Annotated in this window: 10 protein-coding genes and 1 tRNA gene; 3 read left to right on the forward strand and 8 right to left on the reverse strand. The window is 74.1% G+C overall.

Annotation, left to right across the window (positions count from 1 at the left end):
* Positions 1-67: 67 nt before the first annotated feature.
* Complete coding sequence (locus HGK34_RS12425; protein WP_201847708.1) at positions 68-3,364, forward strand: S41 family peptidase; 3,297 nt, start codon at positions 68-70, stop codon at positions 3,362-3,364.
* A gap of 94 nt (positions 3,365-3,458) precedes the next feature.
* Here HGK34_RS12425 and HGK34_RS12430 read toward each other — a convergent pair whose 3' ends face one another.
* Positions 3,459-3,950, reverse strand: coding sequence for an acyl-CoA thioesterase (locus tag HGK34_RS12430; RefSeq protein ID WP_201847710.1), 492 nt, complete (start codon positions 3,948-3,950; stop codon positions 3,459-3,461).
* A 169-nt stretch (positions 3,951-4,119) separates the two neighbouring features.
* Between HGK34_RS12430 and HGK34_RS12435 the strand changes: the two genes are divergently transcribed.
* Entirely contained in the window at positions 4,120-4,620 is a 501-nt protein-coding gene (locus HGK34_RS12435) for a hypothetical protein (RefSeq protein ID WP_201847712.1), read from the forward strand.
* Positions 4,621-4,642: 22 nt separating this feature from the next.
* On the opposite strand, the gene HGK34_RS12440 is transcribed toward HGK34_RS12435, so the two are convergent.
* The 7 genes from HGK34_RS12440 to HGK34_RS12470 form a co-directional block, all read right to left on the reverse strand.
* The gene (locus HGK34_RS12440) at positions 4,643-6,334 is read right to left on the reverse strand and encodes a GTPase (protein WP_201847721.1); all 1,692 of its coding nucleotides are present in this window, start codon (positions 6,332-6,334) and stop codon (positions 4,643-4,645) included.
* Positions 6,331-8,460 carry a dynamin family protein gene (locus HGK34_RS12445; RefSeq protein WP_244666681.1) on the reverse strand — a complete coding sequence of 710 codons (2,130 nt, stop codon included), beginning with the start codon at positions 8,458-8,460 and terminating at the stop codon, positions 6,331-6,333. Before HGK34_RS12445 ends, HGK34_RS12440 begins: the two co-directional genes overlap by 4 nt.
* A 111-nt stretch (positions 8,461-8,571) precedes the next feature.
* Complete coding sequence (locus HGK34_RS12450) at positions 8,572-9,525, reverse strand: hypothetical protein (protein ID WP_201847723.1); 954 nt, start codon at positions 9,523-9,525, stop codon at positions 8,572-8,574.
* Between the two features lie 241 nt (positions 9,526-9,766).
* Positions 9,767-11,449 (reverse strand): energy-dependent translational throttle protein EttA, encoded by a 1,683-nt coding sequence (ettA, locus tag HGK34_RS12455; protein ID WP_201847725.1) that lies wholly within the window; start codon positions 11,447-11,449, stop codon positions 9,767-9,769.
* Positions 11,450-11,564: 115 nt separating this feature from the next.
* Positions 11,565-12,245 (reverse strand): single-stranded DNA-binding protein, encoded by a 681-nt coding sequence (locus HGK34_RS23235; RefSeq protein WP_201847727.1) that lies wholly within the window; start codon positions 12,243-12,245, stop codon positions 11,565-11,567.
* Between the two features lie 54 nt (positions 12,246-12,299).
* Positions 12,300-13,910 carry a GTP-binding protein gene (locus tag HGK34_RS12465; protein ID WP_201847736.1) on the reverse strand — a complete coding sequence of 537 codons (1,611 nt, stop codon included), beginning with the start codon at positions 13,908-13,910 and terminating at the stop codon, positions 12,300-12,302.
* On the reverse strand, positions 13,907-15,598 hold the full coding sequence (locus HGK34_RS12470; protein WP_201847738.1) for a GTPase domain-containing protein: 1,692 nt from the start codon (positions 15,596-15,598) through the stop codon (positions 13,907-13,909). The genes HGK34_RS12465 and HGK34_RS12470 overlap by 4 nt, the downstream gene beginning before the upstream one ends.
* 150 nt (positions 15,599-15,748) lie before the next feature.
* Between HGK34_RS12470 and HGK34_RS12475 the strand changes: the two genes are divergently transcribed.
* Positions 15,749-15,821 (forward strand) — tRNA-Arg (locus HGK34_RS12475).
* Positions 15,822-15,923: the final 102 nt, after the last annotated feature.

Below are 15,923 nucleotides of genomic sequence, written 5' to 3' on the forward strand. Positions count from 1 at the left end.
ACGGACGTGTCTTCGCCCCGAGCGGACTTCTCGTGACCGTGTCCCAGGTCACAGGTACGTTGTGCGCATGTCTCGCCCCTACCTGCGCTTCCCGCACCTCCACGAGGATCTCGTCACGTTCGTCGCCGACGACGACGTGTGGCTCGCGCCCGTCGCCGGTGGTCGCGCCTGGCGTCTGACCAGCGACCACGTCCCCTGCTCCACACCCCGGACCGCGCCGGACGGCTCACGGATCGCCTACGTCTCCCATCGGGACGGGCATCCCGAGGTGTACGTCGTGGACCTGGACGGCGGCGCTCCGCGCCGCCTCACGTGGTTCGGCGGCTCCCGCACCCTGCTGCTCGGCTGGGACGAGGACGGTCGCGTCCTCGTGGCCACCAACGGCGCGGAGCACCACCGGTGGCTGACGGTGGTGCACGCCGTCGGGCCGGACGGGTCGGTGGAGCGGCTGCGGTTCGGCCCGGCCTGGGGCATCGCCGCTCACGGCAGCGGCGTCACCGCGCTCGCCTCGGCCGGCTATCGGCCGGCGGTGCACTGGAAGCGGTATCGCGGCGGGACGGCGCCGCGCCTGTGGCTGGACCGTCCGGGCGACGGCACCTGGGAACAGGCCCTGCCCGACGAGGACGCGGCGGTCCTGGACCCGATGTGGGTGGGCGACACCCTCCTGTTCACCTCCGACCGGGCGGCGACGTTCCCCGACGACGCCGACGAGCAGGCGAACCTGTGGGCATGGGACGGCCTGGCCACGGCGGCTCCCGGCCAGGACGGCACCCCGGCCGCTCCTCGGCAGGTCACCTTCCAGACGGCCCACGAGGGGTACGTCCGGGACGCCACGACCGACGGCACCCGGATCGCCTGGCACAGCCGGGGCGACCTCTGGGTCCTGGACGCCCTGGACGGCACGCCGCGCCGCCTCGACATCACGCTGACCGGCGCCACCCCGCAGCCGTACACGGCCGCTCCCGGCCGGATCGACGGCCTGGCCACGGACAAGGGCGGCGACGGGAGCCTCGTCGGCTGGCTGGGCACCGCCTTCTGGGTGACCCACCGGGCGGGTCCGGCGCGCGCCCTGGTCGCGGACCCGGCCACGCGTGTCCGGGAGCCGGGGCTGCTCGGGGACACCGGCCGCGCGGTGCTGGTCACGGACACGGACGGCGAGGACGCGCTGGAGGTGCACGCCCTGGACGGCTCCACGCCGCCCGTGCGGTTCGCGGGCGGCCGCCTCGGCCGGGTCCTGGGCCTCGCGGCGAGCCCGGACGGCTCCCGGGTCGCCACGATCTCGCACGACGGCCGGATCAGCCTGGTCACCGTCCCCCCGGCGGGCGAGCCCGCGGAGGCCTCGGTGACCGAGGTGGGCCTGTCCCTCTCGGGGGAGGCCGAGGGACTGGTGTTCTCCCCCGACGGCCGGTACCTCGCGTGGAGCAGCCCGACCGGCAACGAGGGCGACCACCACCGCCTGATGATCGCCGACCTGCGTGCGGACCGCCCCACGGAGCGGGCCGTCACGTCCGGGAAGTTCCACGACCGCTCCCCGGCGTTCACCGACGACGGCAAGTACCTGGTGCTGCTGTCGGACCGCACCTTCGACCCGTCCTACGACGCGCACGAGTTCGCGCTGTCGTTCGGCCCGGCCACCCGGCCGTGGCTCATCCCGCTCGACGCCGCCGAACCCGCACCGTTCGGCCCGAGCGTCGACGGCTGGCGCCTGAGCGGGTCCGCGAACGAGGAGAAGGACGACGAGGGCACCGGTGACACGGCCGGCGCGTCCGTGGTCTGCCCCGACTTCGACGACGACGGTGCCGAGGAGCGCGTCGTCCCGTTCCCGGTCCCCTCGGGGCACTACCGCGACCTGAGGGCCGCCAAGGGCGGCGTCCTGTGGATCCGGGAGCCGGACGACGCGGGGGTACTCGGGACGCGGAGCGCCGGTGTGGAGGAGGACGAGCCGGCGAACGCCCTGCAGTTCTGGTCCTTCGACGAGCGCCGGGCCACCGAGGTCGCCGCGAAGGCCGACGACTACAGCGTCTCGGGGGACGGCGTGCGCGTCGTCGTGCGGTCCGGGAACCAGCTCACGACACAGCCCGCCACGAGCAAGCCGGGCGACGACCCCGGCCCGGGCGGGTCCACCCGGATCGACCTGTCCCGGATGCGGTACGAGGTCGACCCGCGCACGCAATGGCGTCAGATGTTCGAGGAGAACGCGCGGATCATGCGCGACCACTACTGGCGCGCGGACATGAACGGCGTCGACTGGGACGCGGCGGTGGAACGCTGGCGGCCCCTGGTCGAGCGGCTCGCCACGCACGACGATCTCGCCGACCTCCTGTGGGAGACCGTCGGCGAGCTGAACACCTCGCACGCCTACGTCAGCCCGCCCGGACAGCCGGGCGACGCCTCACGGCGGCTCGGCTTCCTGGGCGCCGACCTCTCGCCCTCCGGCGAGGGCTGGAGGATCGACAGGATCCTGCCGGGCGAGTCCTCCGATCCCGAGGCCCGCTCCCCGCTCCGAGCCGCCGGCGTAGGTGCCCGTCCCGGGGACGTGATCGTCGCGGTCGACGGTGTGCCGGTCGACCCTGCTGTCGGGCCCGCGGCAAACCTCACGGGAGCGGCGGAACGCCCCGTCGAGCTCACCCTCCGACGGTCCGGCACGGACGCCGACCGGCGTGTCGCGGTCGTGCCGCTGGCAAGCGAGGCGGTGCTGCGGTACCAGGCCTGGGTCGCCTCCCGCCGGGACTACGTGGCCCGGAAGTCGGACGGCAGGCTGGGCTACGTGCATGTCCCGGACATGACGAGCACCGGCTGGGCCCAGATGTTCCGGGACCTGCGCCAGGCCGTGCGCTGCGAGGGCCTGGTGGTCGACGTGCGCTTCAACGGTGGCGGCCACACCTCGCAGCTCGTGATCTCGCGTATCTCCCAGCGGATCGTGGGCTGGAGCCGCGCCCGTCACTTCGAGCGCCCGATGCCGTACCCCGACGGTGCGCCCCGCGGCTCGGTGGTGCTCGTGGCGAACGAGCACTCCGGCTCGGACGGCGACATCGTCAACGCCGCGGCCCAGGCCCTGGGGGTCGGCCCCGTGGTCGGCGTACGCACCTGGGGAGGCGTCGTCGGTATCGACGGGCGCTTCGACCTCGTGGACGGAACGGGGATCACCCAGCCCCGCTACGCCTTCTGGCTCGAGGGGCCCGGTTGGGACGTCGAGAACCACGGTGTCGATCCCGACATCGAGGTGTGGCACACGCCGGCGGACTACTTCGGCGCGAGCGACAAGCAGCTCGACGCGGCGATCGCCGAGTCCTTCCGGCTGCTCGCGGAGCGGCCGGCCGCCGAGCCGCCGGCGGCGCCGGCGCCGCGGGTGCGGCCTGCCTGACCGCCGGTTTCCCGCGGTCCGGTGCGGGTGTGGCCCGGCGTCGGGTCACGCCCGCACCTGACCGCCGCCCGCGGCGTCAGCGGCGTCAGCGGCGTCAGCGGCGGCGGAACTTCACCGGTTCGTCCAGGTAGGGCTCCCACACCGCCCGCTCCGACCCGGTGATCCGGCGCGGTGTGCCGGTTGCCGCGTCGACCAGCACCAGTGTGGTCGAGGCGCGCGCGTACGGGGCGGAGTCGAGCGGGTCGCCCGACGTCGCGACGGCTCCCTGGGCGCCGTCGTGCACCGCGTAGCACACCTCGATCGACGCGCCGCCGAGCTTGCCGAACCACATCTCCACCAGGATCGGGCGGCGCGTGTACTCCAGCGGCCGCAGGTACTCGATCTCCTGGTGCGCGACGAACGTGTGCGTCGTGGCCGTCGGCCCCGACTCGACGACGGCCGTCGGCAGGGGGTCGACGACGTCCTCGTGGCGCCAGAACGCCTCGATGCGGGCCTCCTGGAGCAGGTCGAGCATCTCGACGTTGTTGACGTGCTGATACGCGTCGAGGTCGGACCAGCGCAGGGAGATGGGGATGTGCAGACGCATGGGAACCATCTTCGTGCATCGCGTCGTGCCGGGCGGCCGCCGGCCGGCGACGTCGGTCACGCCCGCAGGCCGCTCCTAATCGTTTCGCCGGTCTCGCGGTGCTCCTCACGGACCGGCCGTACGGCTACAGTTCATGACCGCTCACCTGCGAACAACCCTGGAGGAAACCATGCGCCGCACAGCCGCGGTCGTCGCCCTGGTGGCCGCTCTGTCCCTGACCGGCTGCTCGACCCCGACGGGCGCGGACGTCACCGGCCGGGAAGGCGCGGCCGCCGAGTCCCCCGCCGGACCGCTGACCCCTGCGGCGGCGGGTGAGCAGTTCCTGCGGATCGTCGCCCCGTACAACGGCGTGCTGGAGCAGTTCGAGACGTCCGTGAACGACGGGGCGCCGCTGGCGGAACAGACCGGCCTGGCCGGTGCGGTCGGCGCCGCACTCCGGGCGGAGTCGGAGGGGCTGCGGCAGACCGCCTGGCCCGAGGACGTCGCGGACGATGCCACCGCACTCGCCGAGGCGAACGAGCAGGCGGCCTCCCACTGGGAACAGGCTGCCTCGGCGCAGTCCACGCAGGAGGTCCTCGACCACGTCGACCAGGCGATGGAGGCCGACGCCGGGGACGCGGCCGCCTCCATCCGCGAGAAGCTGGACCTGCCCGCCTACGCGGAGGAGTAGACCCCGGGCCTGACGGCCTGCCTCAGCTCGCGGCGATCGTCGCCGCCGTCCGGCATCGGCCGAGCGCCGCGAGCTCCTCGGCCACCGGGAGCCGGACCAGGCGGTCGGCGACACCGGCCACCGACGCCTGCAGCCGGCGACGGGCCGCGGCGGCCCTGCGCCGCGTACCGATCACCGACACCAGCCGCGAGACGACCGCGACCAGCGCGCCCAGCAGCAGCCCGCCGATCACCAGCAGGGTCGGCCAAGGGATCTGGAACGGGTCCACGCCCAGACCGTCCGACGGACCCGGTGGCGCGCCGGGAAACACCACGCCCTGCCCCTCCCCGGCGAACATCGGCACCGTCCAGACCGGCGTCGGCGGCATGGGCAGCCGGAGGTAGGACAGCAGGAACAGCCACCCCAGCCACCCCAGGCCCGCGACCACCGCGGCGATCAGCGTCCACTGCACCAGGTTGACGGCACGCCACCACAGCGGCTTCCGGCCCGCCTCCAGCCGGGTGCTCGCCACGGCCTGGTCGAGCGCGTGAGGCAGTTCGTCGATCCCCTGCTGAACGCGGGCGCGGGCGGCGAGCACCCACGAGTCCGCGACGCCGTCGGTCACCTCCTCGACGTACTGCCGCACCCCCGTGGCTGCCGACGCGCGCACCGCGGGTACGGGCGACGGCAGGGACGTGTGCACGAGATCCTCCCGCCCCCGCGGGGCGCGTCGCTCCGTGTCACGCAGTCCGAGCCGGCGCAGCGGGTCGCGCCTCAGCCGCCCGAGCCAGCGGGTCAACGGCCAGCCCGTGGCCGCGCGGGCGTCACGGCGCGCCGCCGAGCGGACGGCGTCGACCACCGTGGGCACACCGGCCGCGTCCTCCAGGGCCCGCAGCAGGGCTCCACGGGCGCGGTCCCCGGCCCGTGCGCGCGGCTGGGCGCCGCACGCCTCGACGATGTCCGACGCCGCGGCACGTTCGTCGCCCACCAGGCGTGCCGTGGCGGCCTCGCGCTTCTTCGCCGCCCTGGCGAGCAGCCCGCGCAGCTCGTCCATGCCCTGGCCGGTGGCCGCCGACAGGCCGAGCACCCGCGCACCGTCCAGGCCGTCGTCGGCCACCAGCCGCTTCAGGTCCGCCAGCATCGCGGCGGTCTCCCCGGCGGTGAGCCGGTCGATCTGGTTCAGGACCACCACGACGACGTCGGCTCTGCCGGCCAGCGGACGGAGGAAGCCCTCGTGCAGCGCCGCGTCGGCGTACTTCTGCGGATCCACCACCCAGACCAGCAGGTCCGCCCGCTCCACGAGCGCCTCGGCGCGCAGCCGGTGGTCCACCACGACCGAGTCGTGGTCCGGCAGGTCGAGCAGCACCAGACCGGTCGAGTCGCCCGACGGCACCGGCCCCGACATCTCGAGGTACCGCGGGACATCGAGCCAGGCCAGCAGCGGCCCCGCGCCCTCGCCCCAGTAGGCCGCCTGCGCGTGCGAGGTGGTCGGGCGCCGCACGCCGGTCACCGCGACCTCCTGGCCCGCCACCGCGTTGAACACGGACGACTTGCCCGAACCCGTGGCTCCCGCCAGCGCGACCACCGTGTGCTCCGCAGACAGCCCGCCCCGCTCGCGCGCCCGCTCCGCCACGGCACGGGCGGCGTCCAGGATCTCCCGGTCAAGACGTCCCTCGCCTTCCCGGGCGGCGTTCTCCAGCGCTGCCGTGCGGGCGGCCAGGTCGATACGGCTCATCGGCCGGCCTCCTCACGCCCGAACAGCCGGTGCCAGAACCCGCGCCGGCGGCCGGCCTGCTCCTCCGTGTCGTCGGAGCGGCCGAGCTGGTCCGGTCCGGCGCCGGACGTCGCGTCGGGGACCCGTCCCGGGGCGCTCCGGCCGGCGGCCAGGTCACCCGCCCCGCTCATCCCGGCCCCGCGCAGCCCCCGGACGGGCCCGCTCGCGGCCGCGGCCCGGGCGGCTTCCCCGCCGTCCGACGAGGCCCGGGCGCCACGTTCCGCGTCCGCGGCGGCCGCGACCCCGCGCGCCGCACTCCTCAGCGCCGCTCCGCCCGCGTCGGCGGTCCCCATCGCGTCGAGCTGCGCCGTGTACCGGGCGGCCTGGCCGTCCAGCACGGCCCGCACGCGCACGCTCAGCCGGTCCTTGGCCTCGACGGCGAGCCGTCGCACCGCGTCCTCGCCGAACACGGCCTCCAGCAGCCGTTGCGCCAGGACCGCGGTGCCCCCGGCGATCCCGACCTCGATCCCGGACAGGCCTCCGGTGGACGCGAACACGAGGATCATGAGCGCCACGCCGAGCCCGTTCACCCCCAGCGACAACGCCCGCGCCGTGCCCCGCCGGGCCGATCCCTGCTCGCGGACGAGGTCCAGCACGTCGGCCTGCCAGCCACGGATCTGCTCGCCGACGTCGGCCCGCAGCGTCCCGGACGCCCGGGACAGCTCGAGCCCGTCCAGCAGCGCGCGGCCCGCGCCGTCGCCGCGCCAGGCGGCGTAGCACCGCTCGGCCGCGTCCTCGGCGGCGTCGAGGATCACGGACTCCAGGCCGTGCGCGATCGCCTGTTCCACCTGCGGGGCCTGCCGCGGGGCGCCGCGGAAGAAGGCCCCGACCGCATCCCGCACGCGCCCGATCCTGTGCTCCAGGGCGCGGAAGAACTCGCCCGTACCGACGAAGTCCTGCCAGCGGGCGAGCACCTCGCCACGCAGCAGCGCGCCGTCCGCCGTCGCGGCCCGCACATGGGCGACCGCGTCGGAGTAGGCTCCGGCGACGGCGGCCCGGAGCCGGGTGTCGGCCTCCTGCTGGGCGTAGGCGGCGTCCGCGAGCTCGTCGGCCCGCAGCACCAGGTCGTCGACGACGCCGTCACGCGTCGCCGCGATGACGGCCGCCCGTGCCCCGGCGTCACCGCCGAGGCCCGTCAGCCAGTCGGCCACGGGCGCCACCGCGTCCTCGGGAAGGTAGCCCTCAGACGTCAGACCCGTCTCCGGGAGGACGAACAGGCGCGCGTCGGCCAGACCCTGCTCGGCCATGAGGTCGCTCAGGTCGTCGGCCGTGGCCTCGGCGCCCGGATCGACACGGTCGAGCACCATCGCCACCTGTGCGCGCCGTGCGGCGGCCGAGGCCAGCAGATCCCATGGCACGGCGTCCGCGTACCGGGCGGCCGTGGTGACGAACAGCCACAGGTCCGCGGCCCCGAGCAGTTGGGCGGCGAGGTCGCGGTTGGCCTGCTCGACGGAGTCGATGTCTGGTGCGTCCAGCAGTGCCAGCCCGCGGGGCAGCACCTCGCTCGCGACCATGCGCAGCGTGTGCGGTTCCGCCGTGCCGCCGCCCGGGGCGGGCGGGACCGGGCCGCGCGTGGCACGCCCTCCCGGCGCCGGTCCGCCCGCCGTGGTCACGCGTGCCAGGCCCGGCAGGACGCGATCGCCCGTGAACCAGCGGGCATCCAACGGATGGTGCACCAGCACGGGCGCGCGCGTGGTGGGGCGCAGCACACCCGGCGCCGTGACGCCCTCGCCCAGGAGCGAGTTCACGAGTGTCGACTTGCCCGCGCCCGTCGATCCTCCGACGACCACGAGCAGCGGGGCCTGCTGCGCGCGCAGGCGAGGAAGCAGGTAGTCGTCCAACTGGTCGACCGAGCGGCGCCTGACCTCGCGTGACCGCTCCGCGTCCGGGGTCTCGAGCGGGAGGCGGAGCGTACCGAGCCGGGTGCGCAGGGTCTCCAGCGACCGTGCCAGCTCGCCGGCCGTGTCGGCAGACCCGTCCTGCGGCGCGGCCGGCCCGGCGGCGCCTCCGGCCGGCTCGGCGGCGCCTCCGGCCGGCTCGGCGGCGCCTGCCGGTTCCGTGGGCACGTCGTCGGGCTGCTCGGTCATGGCGCACAGTCTGCCGCAAGCACCCAGGCCAAGCCCGTGGAGACATGTCGGATCATGCAGATCATCGCTGTGCCGGCCGCACCCGCCCCCGGTCCGGCCGGCTCGGCGGGATCAGAATCCGAGCCGGCGCCTGAGCCACTCCACGAAGACGCCGGCCTGTGCCTGGACGACCGACGGGCGCCGGTCAGGCGCCGCACGAGCGGGCTGGAGGGCGTCCTCGATGAGCTGTCCGGTCATGGCGGTGATGAGGCACGTCACGGCGTCTGGGTCCGTGCCGGGCGGCAGCGGGTGCCTGGCCAGGACCGCTTCGGGGGCGGGACCGCCGTCGGCCCGGATGTGGGCCAGAAGCAGAACGGCGTCGATGAACGGGGCCCCACGGGCCGCGTGGGACCAGGCGACGGCCACGGACTGCCCGCCGGGGTTCCGGGCGGGGTACAGCACCTGCCGTGTCGGCGCCCCGTGCACGAGGGTGGAGCCCGAGACGGCGTCCGCGGCGTGAACGGCGATCTCGGCCAGCGCCTCCAGGCGTGGTTCGAGCCACGGGGAGAAGTGCCGCAGACCGTCCGGACGCTGTTCGGCGAGCCGCCGCCAGGGCCCGTCGCCGAACACCTCGCTGCTGTCCAGGAAGGGTCCCTCCGGGGGAGCGTCGAACTCCCGGATGTCGCGCAGGACGTCGAGGGCTGCCGCCACCTCGCCGGCGGTCCACTGGTCACCGATCGGCCGGATGTCCCGCATCGCCCAGCCCGCCACGATCCAGCGCCCGAACTGTCCGAGGTCCTCGTCGAACCACCAGAGCAGCGTCGGCACAGGGGCGGCCGACGGAAGGCTCGCCACGACGTCGATCGCCCGCCTGGCCAGCTTCTGGGCGTACGGATCGGCCGTGCTCACCACGGTGCACAACTGGGTCCCCGAGCTGGTCTGAAGAGACAGGGTGGCCCCGCCTCCCGCACCACCCACGGGGAGTGTCGTCCACCCGATGACCCGGGCTCCGAGCTCATCCGTGATGCGCTGGCGGACGGGGGGCGGCAGATCCTGCCACCCTGGACGAGGCACGGAGAAGACCATGGGGTGATCCTGACCGACTCCACCCATTCCCGGCAAACCTGTATTCATCCACATGGGCTACGCGCCCCGGCCGGTGTTCCGGGACGCGGAAAGCACGTTCGGACACGGAACCCGCGGGAGCCGGAACGACGTGCCGGGGCTGGATCCGGTGTGGATCCAGCCCCGGCAGGTGCAGGCCGGCCGCGCGGGCCCAGCCCGGCGTGCGCGCGTCAGCTACGGGCTCAGCCCCGGCGTGCGCAGGTCAGCTACGGGTCAGGCGGCGGTAGGTGACACGGTGCGGGCGCGCCGCGTCGGCGCCGAGCCGCTCGACCTTGTTCTCCTCGTACGACTCGAAGTTCCCCTCGAACCAGTACCAGTTGGCCGGGTTCTCCTCCGTGCCCTCGTAGGCCAGGATGTGCGTGGCGACACGGTCCAGGAACCACCGGTCGTGGGAGACCACCACGGCGCAGCCGGGGAAGTCGAGCAGCGCGTTCTCGAGGGAGCCGAGGGTCTCGACATCGAGGTCGTTGGTGGGCTCGTCCAGGAGGAGCAGGTTGCCGCCCTGCTTGAGCGTGAGCGCGAGGTTCAGGCGGTTGCGCTCACCACCGGACAGGACGCCGGCCGGCTTCTGCTGGTCCGGGCCCTTGAAGCCGAACGAGGCCACGTAGGCGCGGGACGGGATCTCCACGTTGCCGACCTTGATGAAGTCCAGCCCGTCCGAGACCACCTCCCAGAGCGTCTTGTCCGGGTCGATGCCGCCACGCGACTGGTCGACGTAGGAGACCGAGACGGTGTCGCCGACCTTCAGGGTTCCGCCGTCGAGCGGCTCCATCCCGACGATCGTCTTGAACAGCGTCGTCTTGCCCACGCCGTTCGGGCCGATGACGCCCACGATGCCGTTGCGCGGCAGGGTGAAGCTCAGCCCGTCGATCAGGGTCCGGTCACCGAAGCCCTTCTGGAGGTTCTCGGCCTCCAGCACCATGGAGCCCAGGCGCGGACCGGCCGGGATCTGGATCTCCTCGAAGTCGAGCTTTCGGGTGCGCTCCGCCTCGGCGGCCATCTCCTCGTACCGGGCCAGACGCGCCTTCGACTTGGTCTGGCGGCCCTTGGCGTTCTGCCGTACCCAGTCGAGCTCCTCCTTGAGGCGCTTGGCGAGCTTGGCGTCCTTCTTGCCCTGGACCTCGAGCCGCTCCCGCTTCTTCTCCAGGTAGGTCGAGTAGTTGCCCTCGTAGGGGTACAGGCGTCCGCGGTCGACCTCGCAGATCCACTCCGCGACGTGGTCGAGGAAGTAGCGGTCGTGGGTCACGGCCAGGACGGCGCCCGGGTAGCTCGCCAGGTGCTGCTCCAGCCACAGCACGGACTCGGCGTCCAGGTGGTTGGTGGGCTCGTCCAGCAGGAGCAGGTCCGGCTTCTCCAGCAGGAGCTTGCACAGCGCCACGCGGCGGCGCTCACCACCGGACAGCACCTTCACGTCCGCGTCCGGCGGCGGGCAGCGCAGCGCGTCCATCGCCTGCTCGAGCTGGTTGTCCAGGTCCCAGGCGTCGGCGGCGTCGATCTGCTCCTGGAGCGTGCCCATCTCGGCGAGGAGTGAGTCGAAGTCGGCATCCGGCTCGGCCATGAGCGCGGAGATCTCGTCGAACCGCGCCTTCTTCCCGAGGATCCCCGCGACGGCCTCCTGGACGTTGCCCAGGACCGTCTTCTCCTCGTTCAGCGGCGGCTCCTGCTGCAGGATCCCCACCGTGTAGCCGGGCGAGAGCCGGGCCTCACCGTTGGACGGGGTGTCGAGTCCCGCCATGATCTTCAGGATCGTGGACTTCCCAGCTCCGTTCGGGCCGACGACGCCGATCTTCGCGCCGGGGAGGAAGTTCAGCGACACGTCGTCGAGGATGACCTTGTCGCCGTGCGCCTTACGCGCCTTGTACATGGAGTAGATGAACTCAGCCACTGCCTTCGTTCCACCGTTTCAACAGGTAGGGAGGGGTTGCGCCCGTCGCGCGGCGACCTGCTCGCGCACATCACGCTCGGCCACGACGGGCGTCGTCGGCACCCAGCCTACGCGGTCACCCCGTCGGCGTGCCCGGCGCCGCCGGCAGGGCGTCTCCGGGCACGAACTCCTCGGGCACGAACTCTCCACGCACGAGTTCCTCGGACCCGACGTCATCGGGCATCCCGTCGCCGGGCGGGCCACCCGCCGCTTCCCCGGCGGGTCGCGAGCGACCGGTCGCGGCGCCGCCGGGGCCATGCGCGGCGGCGCCCCCGGCGTACCCGGTTCCGGCGGGCGTCGCCCACGAGTCGGCGCCCGGCATGCCACGGCCGAGTCCGCTCTGCCAGGCGGCCGCGGGCGCGGGCTCGTCCCCGGGTGCGCCGGGCGGTTCCTCGGCCGGGATCACGCGCTGGAACTCCGCCTGCCCCTTCATGAGGTTGGGGCCCACGCAGTCCGCGTTGATCACCAGGGTGGTGCGCCGCCGGGCCTCGTCCCCCCACTCGTCGACCTCAAGGCGCCCGGCGACCATCACCGGCTGCCCCTTCTTCACGCTCCTGCTGATGTTCACCGCGGCGTGGCCCCAGGCCTTCACCTGGAACCAGACCGTCGGACCGTCGTGGAAGACGCCGTCGGTGCCCCGGATGCGCCTCGTGCTGGCCACCGGGAAGGTCGTCCACTCGTTGCCTCTGGCCGAACGCCGGATCACCGGGTCGCTGCCCGCGTTCCCCGTCACGGTCACCTTCACGTCGTTGCTCACATCGCGCTCCTTCGTCCGGCACGCCGGCCCCCTGCCGGCGTGCCGGAACCAGCATCACGCGCGTGCGGCCTCCACGGGCGAGGTCATGGCGGAGGCTGTGTACGAACGCCCTCCTCCGCTCCCTGTGGTCGGCGTCCGATCGGCACGGGACGGCGCGGCGGGGCCGCCCTCCCGCGCGGACTGGGCGAGTTCACGCACCTGGCGGTGCTCGTCGAGGAGCCGTTGCGTCGGCTGGCCGAGCGTCCGTTCCAGGACCCGTTCGACGGCGGCACGCCCCGCCGCGAGCACCGCCTGCTCCCGCCGTCGCGCCAGCGCGCCCCGGATCCGCGTGGCTGCGAGGAACACGCCGAGCGCCGCGAGCGCCGCCGCGACACCCGTCACGCCGAGCACGGTCATGACCGTCTCCTCCACCCGGATCACCTGCATCGACGCGAGCACGGTCGCGGCGCCCAGCACCACGGCCAGCCCCACGAAGACGAGGGCCACGCGCCGCAGCGGCCGGGCCGAGGCGGGCCCCCGGACGTCCAGCGTGACACCGCGCAGCGCGGTCGCGAGAGAGGCCCCCACGTGCTCCGTGGAGGCGACCGACTCCGCCAGCGACCGCTGCCAGCCGGGACGCAGCGCCTCCCCCGCGCCCGTGAGCCAGCGAGCGCGGGACAGCGAGACGGCGTCCGGGTCGGGCGCCGGGAACTCGGGCCGCCCGTAACCGTTCTGCACGGAGGCCGCCACCTGTGCGGCGACGGGGCCGAGCCCGACCGACTCGCCGAGCGCGTCGGTCTCCGCCGCCAGGACCGCCGACGTGTGCCAGGGCACCTCGGCCGGGGTCTCGTCGAGCAGCGCCTCGGCGGCCCCGTTCAGCTCGGCCGCGGCACGGCCCGCGGCCACCGACCGCCGTCGGACCGCCTGTTCGAGCAGGTCGCGCAGTTCCGGCACGCCGTATCCGGTCCGCGCCGACACGGGCACCACCGGCACCTCGCCCACACCGTCGTCGCGCAGCAGCCGGGACACGTCGCGCATGAGGTTGTCCTGCTGGCCCGCCGGCACGGTGTCGATCTGGTTGAGCGCCACGACCATGGACCCGGGGCGCTCGCCCGCCCCCCGGAGGTAGCCGGAGTGGAGGGCGTCGTCGGCGTACTTCTGCGGATCGACCACCCACACGAGCAGATCGACCAGGGGCAACACGCGGTCCACGATCTCGCGGTGCCCCGGGGCGACCGAGTCGTGGTCGGGCAGATCGAGCAGGACCAGCCCGCCGAGGCCGTCCTCGTCGGCCCCGTCCAGCTCTCCGGCGCGGGTGATGCGGCGCTCGCGTTCGACGCCGAGCCAGTCCAGCAGCGCGGCGGCGTCGTCCGTCCAGGAGCAGGCCGAGACCTTCGCCGTGGTGGGGCGCTTGACGCCGACGTCGGCGAAGGAGAGCCGGGAGATCCTGTTGAACAGGCTCGACTTGCCGGATCCGGTTCCTCCGGCGAGGGCGACGACCGTGTGGTCGACGCCGAGCGCGATCCGTTCGCGCACTCCGGCCACGGCACTCGCGACGCGGCCGAAGACGTCGTCGTCAAGACGGGAACCTGCCACCTGCAGGGCGCGGCCGAGGTCCTCGGTCCGGGCGCGCAGCGCGGCATCGTCTCCGGCACGGCCGGGCGGCCGCGTCGAGGCACTGGTCATGTCAGCCTCCTGAGCTCGGCGAGCCGAACACGCAGCGTGGCTGCCGCGTCATCGGCGAGGGCGGGGATCTCAAGGGCACTCTGGACAGATCGGGCCTCGGCCGCAACCGCTAGCGCGGTTCGGTCCGCGAGGTCGGAGCGCAGCGGGCGCACCAAGCCGTCGACCGCGTCACCGAGAACCTTGCCCAGCAGCCGTGTCGCGTCCTCACTGCCGAGCGCTCCCGCGAGCAGCAGTGTCGCCAGGCCGGCGTCGCCGAAGGCTCTGCGGGCGCCCAGCGCCGCGGCGTCGTCCGCGGACACCGGCGGGTCCGGCTGGGCGTCGTCGTCCGTCGCGCCGAGGCCGGCCACGAGCCGGTCCGCCTCCTCGGCCCAGGCCGCGGCCTGGTCGGCCGCCCATTCCAGGCGGGCCGCACCGCGTTCCTTGCCCGAGGGCGCCACCGCCGCGCCGGCCGCCGGGGCTCCGGGGCCCGCGAGCTCGGCGCGGAGCCGCTCCTCCGTCCTCGCCCCGGCGGCCGCGAGCGACCGGGCGGCCGCCTTCCCGACCTCCTCGCGCAGCGGGACGAGCGCCTCGGAGCGGGCGCGTCCGGCCCGTCTCGTCGCGCGGGCGACGCCGTCGCGCACCGTCACCCGGTCGATGCGCCTGCTCGCGACCAGCTCGGCGAACCGCGCGGTCACCTGCGACCCGCCCGCCGTGCCCGCGGTGACCGTGGCGCGCGCCACGGCCTCGGCGTCGGGCTGGACCACATCGATCACGCGGCGCAGCTCACGCGCCGCGGCCCCCTGCGCGTCGACCGCGTCGACGAGGCCGTCCACCCAGTCCGGCAGGACCTTCAGCGCACCCTTGAGAGTGCGTACGACGACGGTCCGGGACCGCTCCGGCCCGGCCATCATCGCGAGCCAGCGCCCGATCCCCGCCACGAGCGTCGAGTCCAGCAGGCCCTCGTGCGGGCCCACGTCCGGGATCACGAACAGCGGCGCGTCGGTCATGCCACGCTCCCGCATCCGCGCGTTGAGGTCACCGCGGATCGTGGCCAGGTCGTCCTTGCCGACGCGGTTGAGCACGATGGCCACGCTGGCGCCGCGCTCGCGCGCACGCTCGAGCGCCTCCCACGGCAGGGCGTCGCCGTAGCGTGCCGCGGTGGTGACGAACAGCCAGAGGTCCGCCCCCTCCAGGAGCCTGCCCGCCGTGCTGCGGTTCTGCGTCACGAAGGAGTCCAGGTCGGGTGCGTCCAGCAGGGCCGTGCCGCGCGGCACGCCGTCGTGCTCGACGACGCGCGCCAGCTCGGTGACGGGGCCCGCCTTGAGCGTCACCCGGTCGCGCGGGTGCACGCCCACGACGGGTTCGCGCGTGGTGGGTCGCAGCACGCCCGCGTCGGAGATGTCACCGCGCAGGAGGCTGTTGAAGATGGTCGACTTGCCGGCGCCTGTCGATCCCGCGAGCACGACCAGCGCCGGGCTGGACAGCTCCGCGAGCCGCGGCAGCAGGTGCTCGTCGAGCTGGGCGAGCAGACGCTCCCGGGAGGCTTCGGCGTCGTCGGCCCCCTCGATCGGGAGCGGGAGCCGCACGGCGGCGATGTCGCCGCGGAGGTCCTGCACGACATCATGCACCGTGAAGCCGAGTTGCTCGGCGACGTCGGGGTCGACGCCGCCCCGGCGGCCGAGCGCGGCGGAGCGCGTTCCGAGAGTCACGGGTTCATCCTGATATCTCCACATGCCCCTTGCCAACCGGGGGCGCGACGGCGGTGTCCGCGGGACACCGACCACGATACTGGTCCACACTCATGGTCCAACTCTCCGGCCAGGATCGATACGATAGGCCGCGCGCCCCTACGGGCGCACGCCTCCATAGCTCAATGGATAGAGCAACGGCCTTCTAATCCGTAGGTTGCAGGTTCGAGTCCTGCTGGGGGCACCCGGGCCGCGGCACGCACGAGTCGCCGTGATCCCGCTTCACCCTTAGCGTGGCTCAGCACAGCGACATGCGCCGGTGGTGGCGCGGAAGTTCACCCATAGC

This window comes from Myceligenerans indicum (assembly GCF_016742955.1).
In the GTDB taxonomy this organism is placed as follows: Bacteria; Actinomycetota; Actinomycetes; order Actinomycetales; family Cellulomonadaceae; genus Myceligenerans; species Myceligenerans indicum.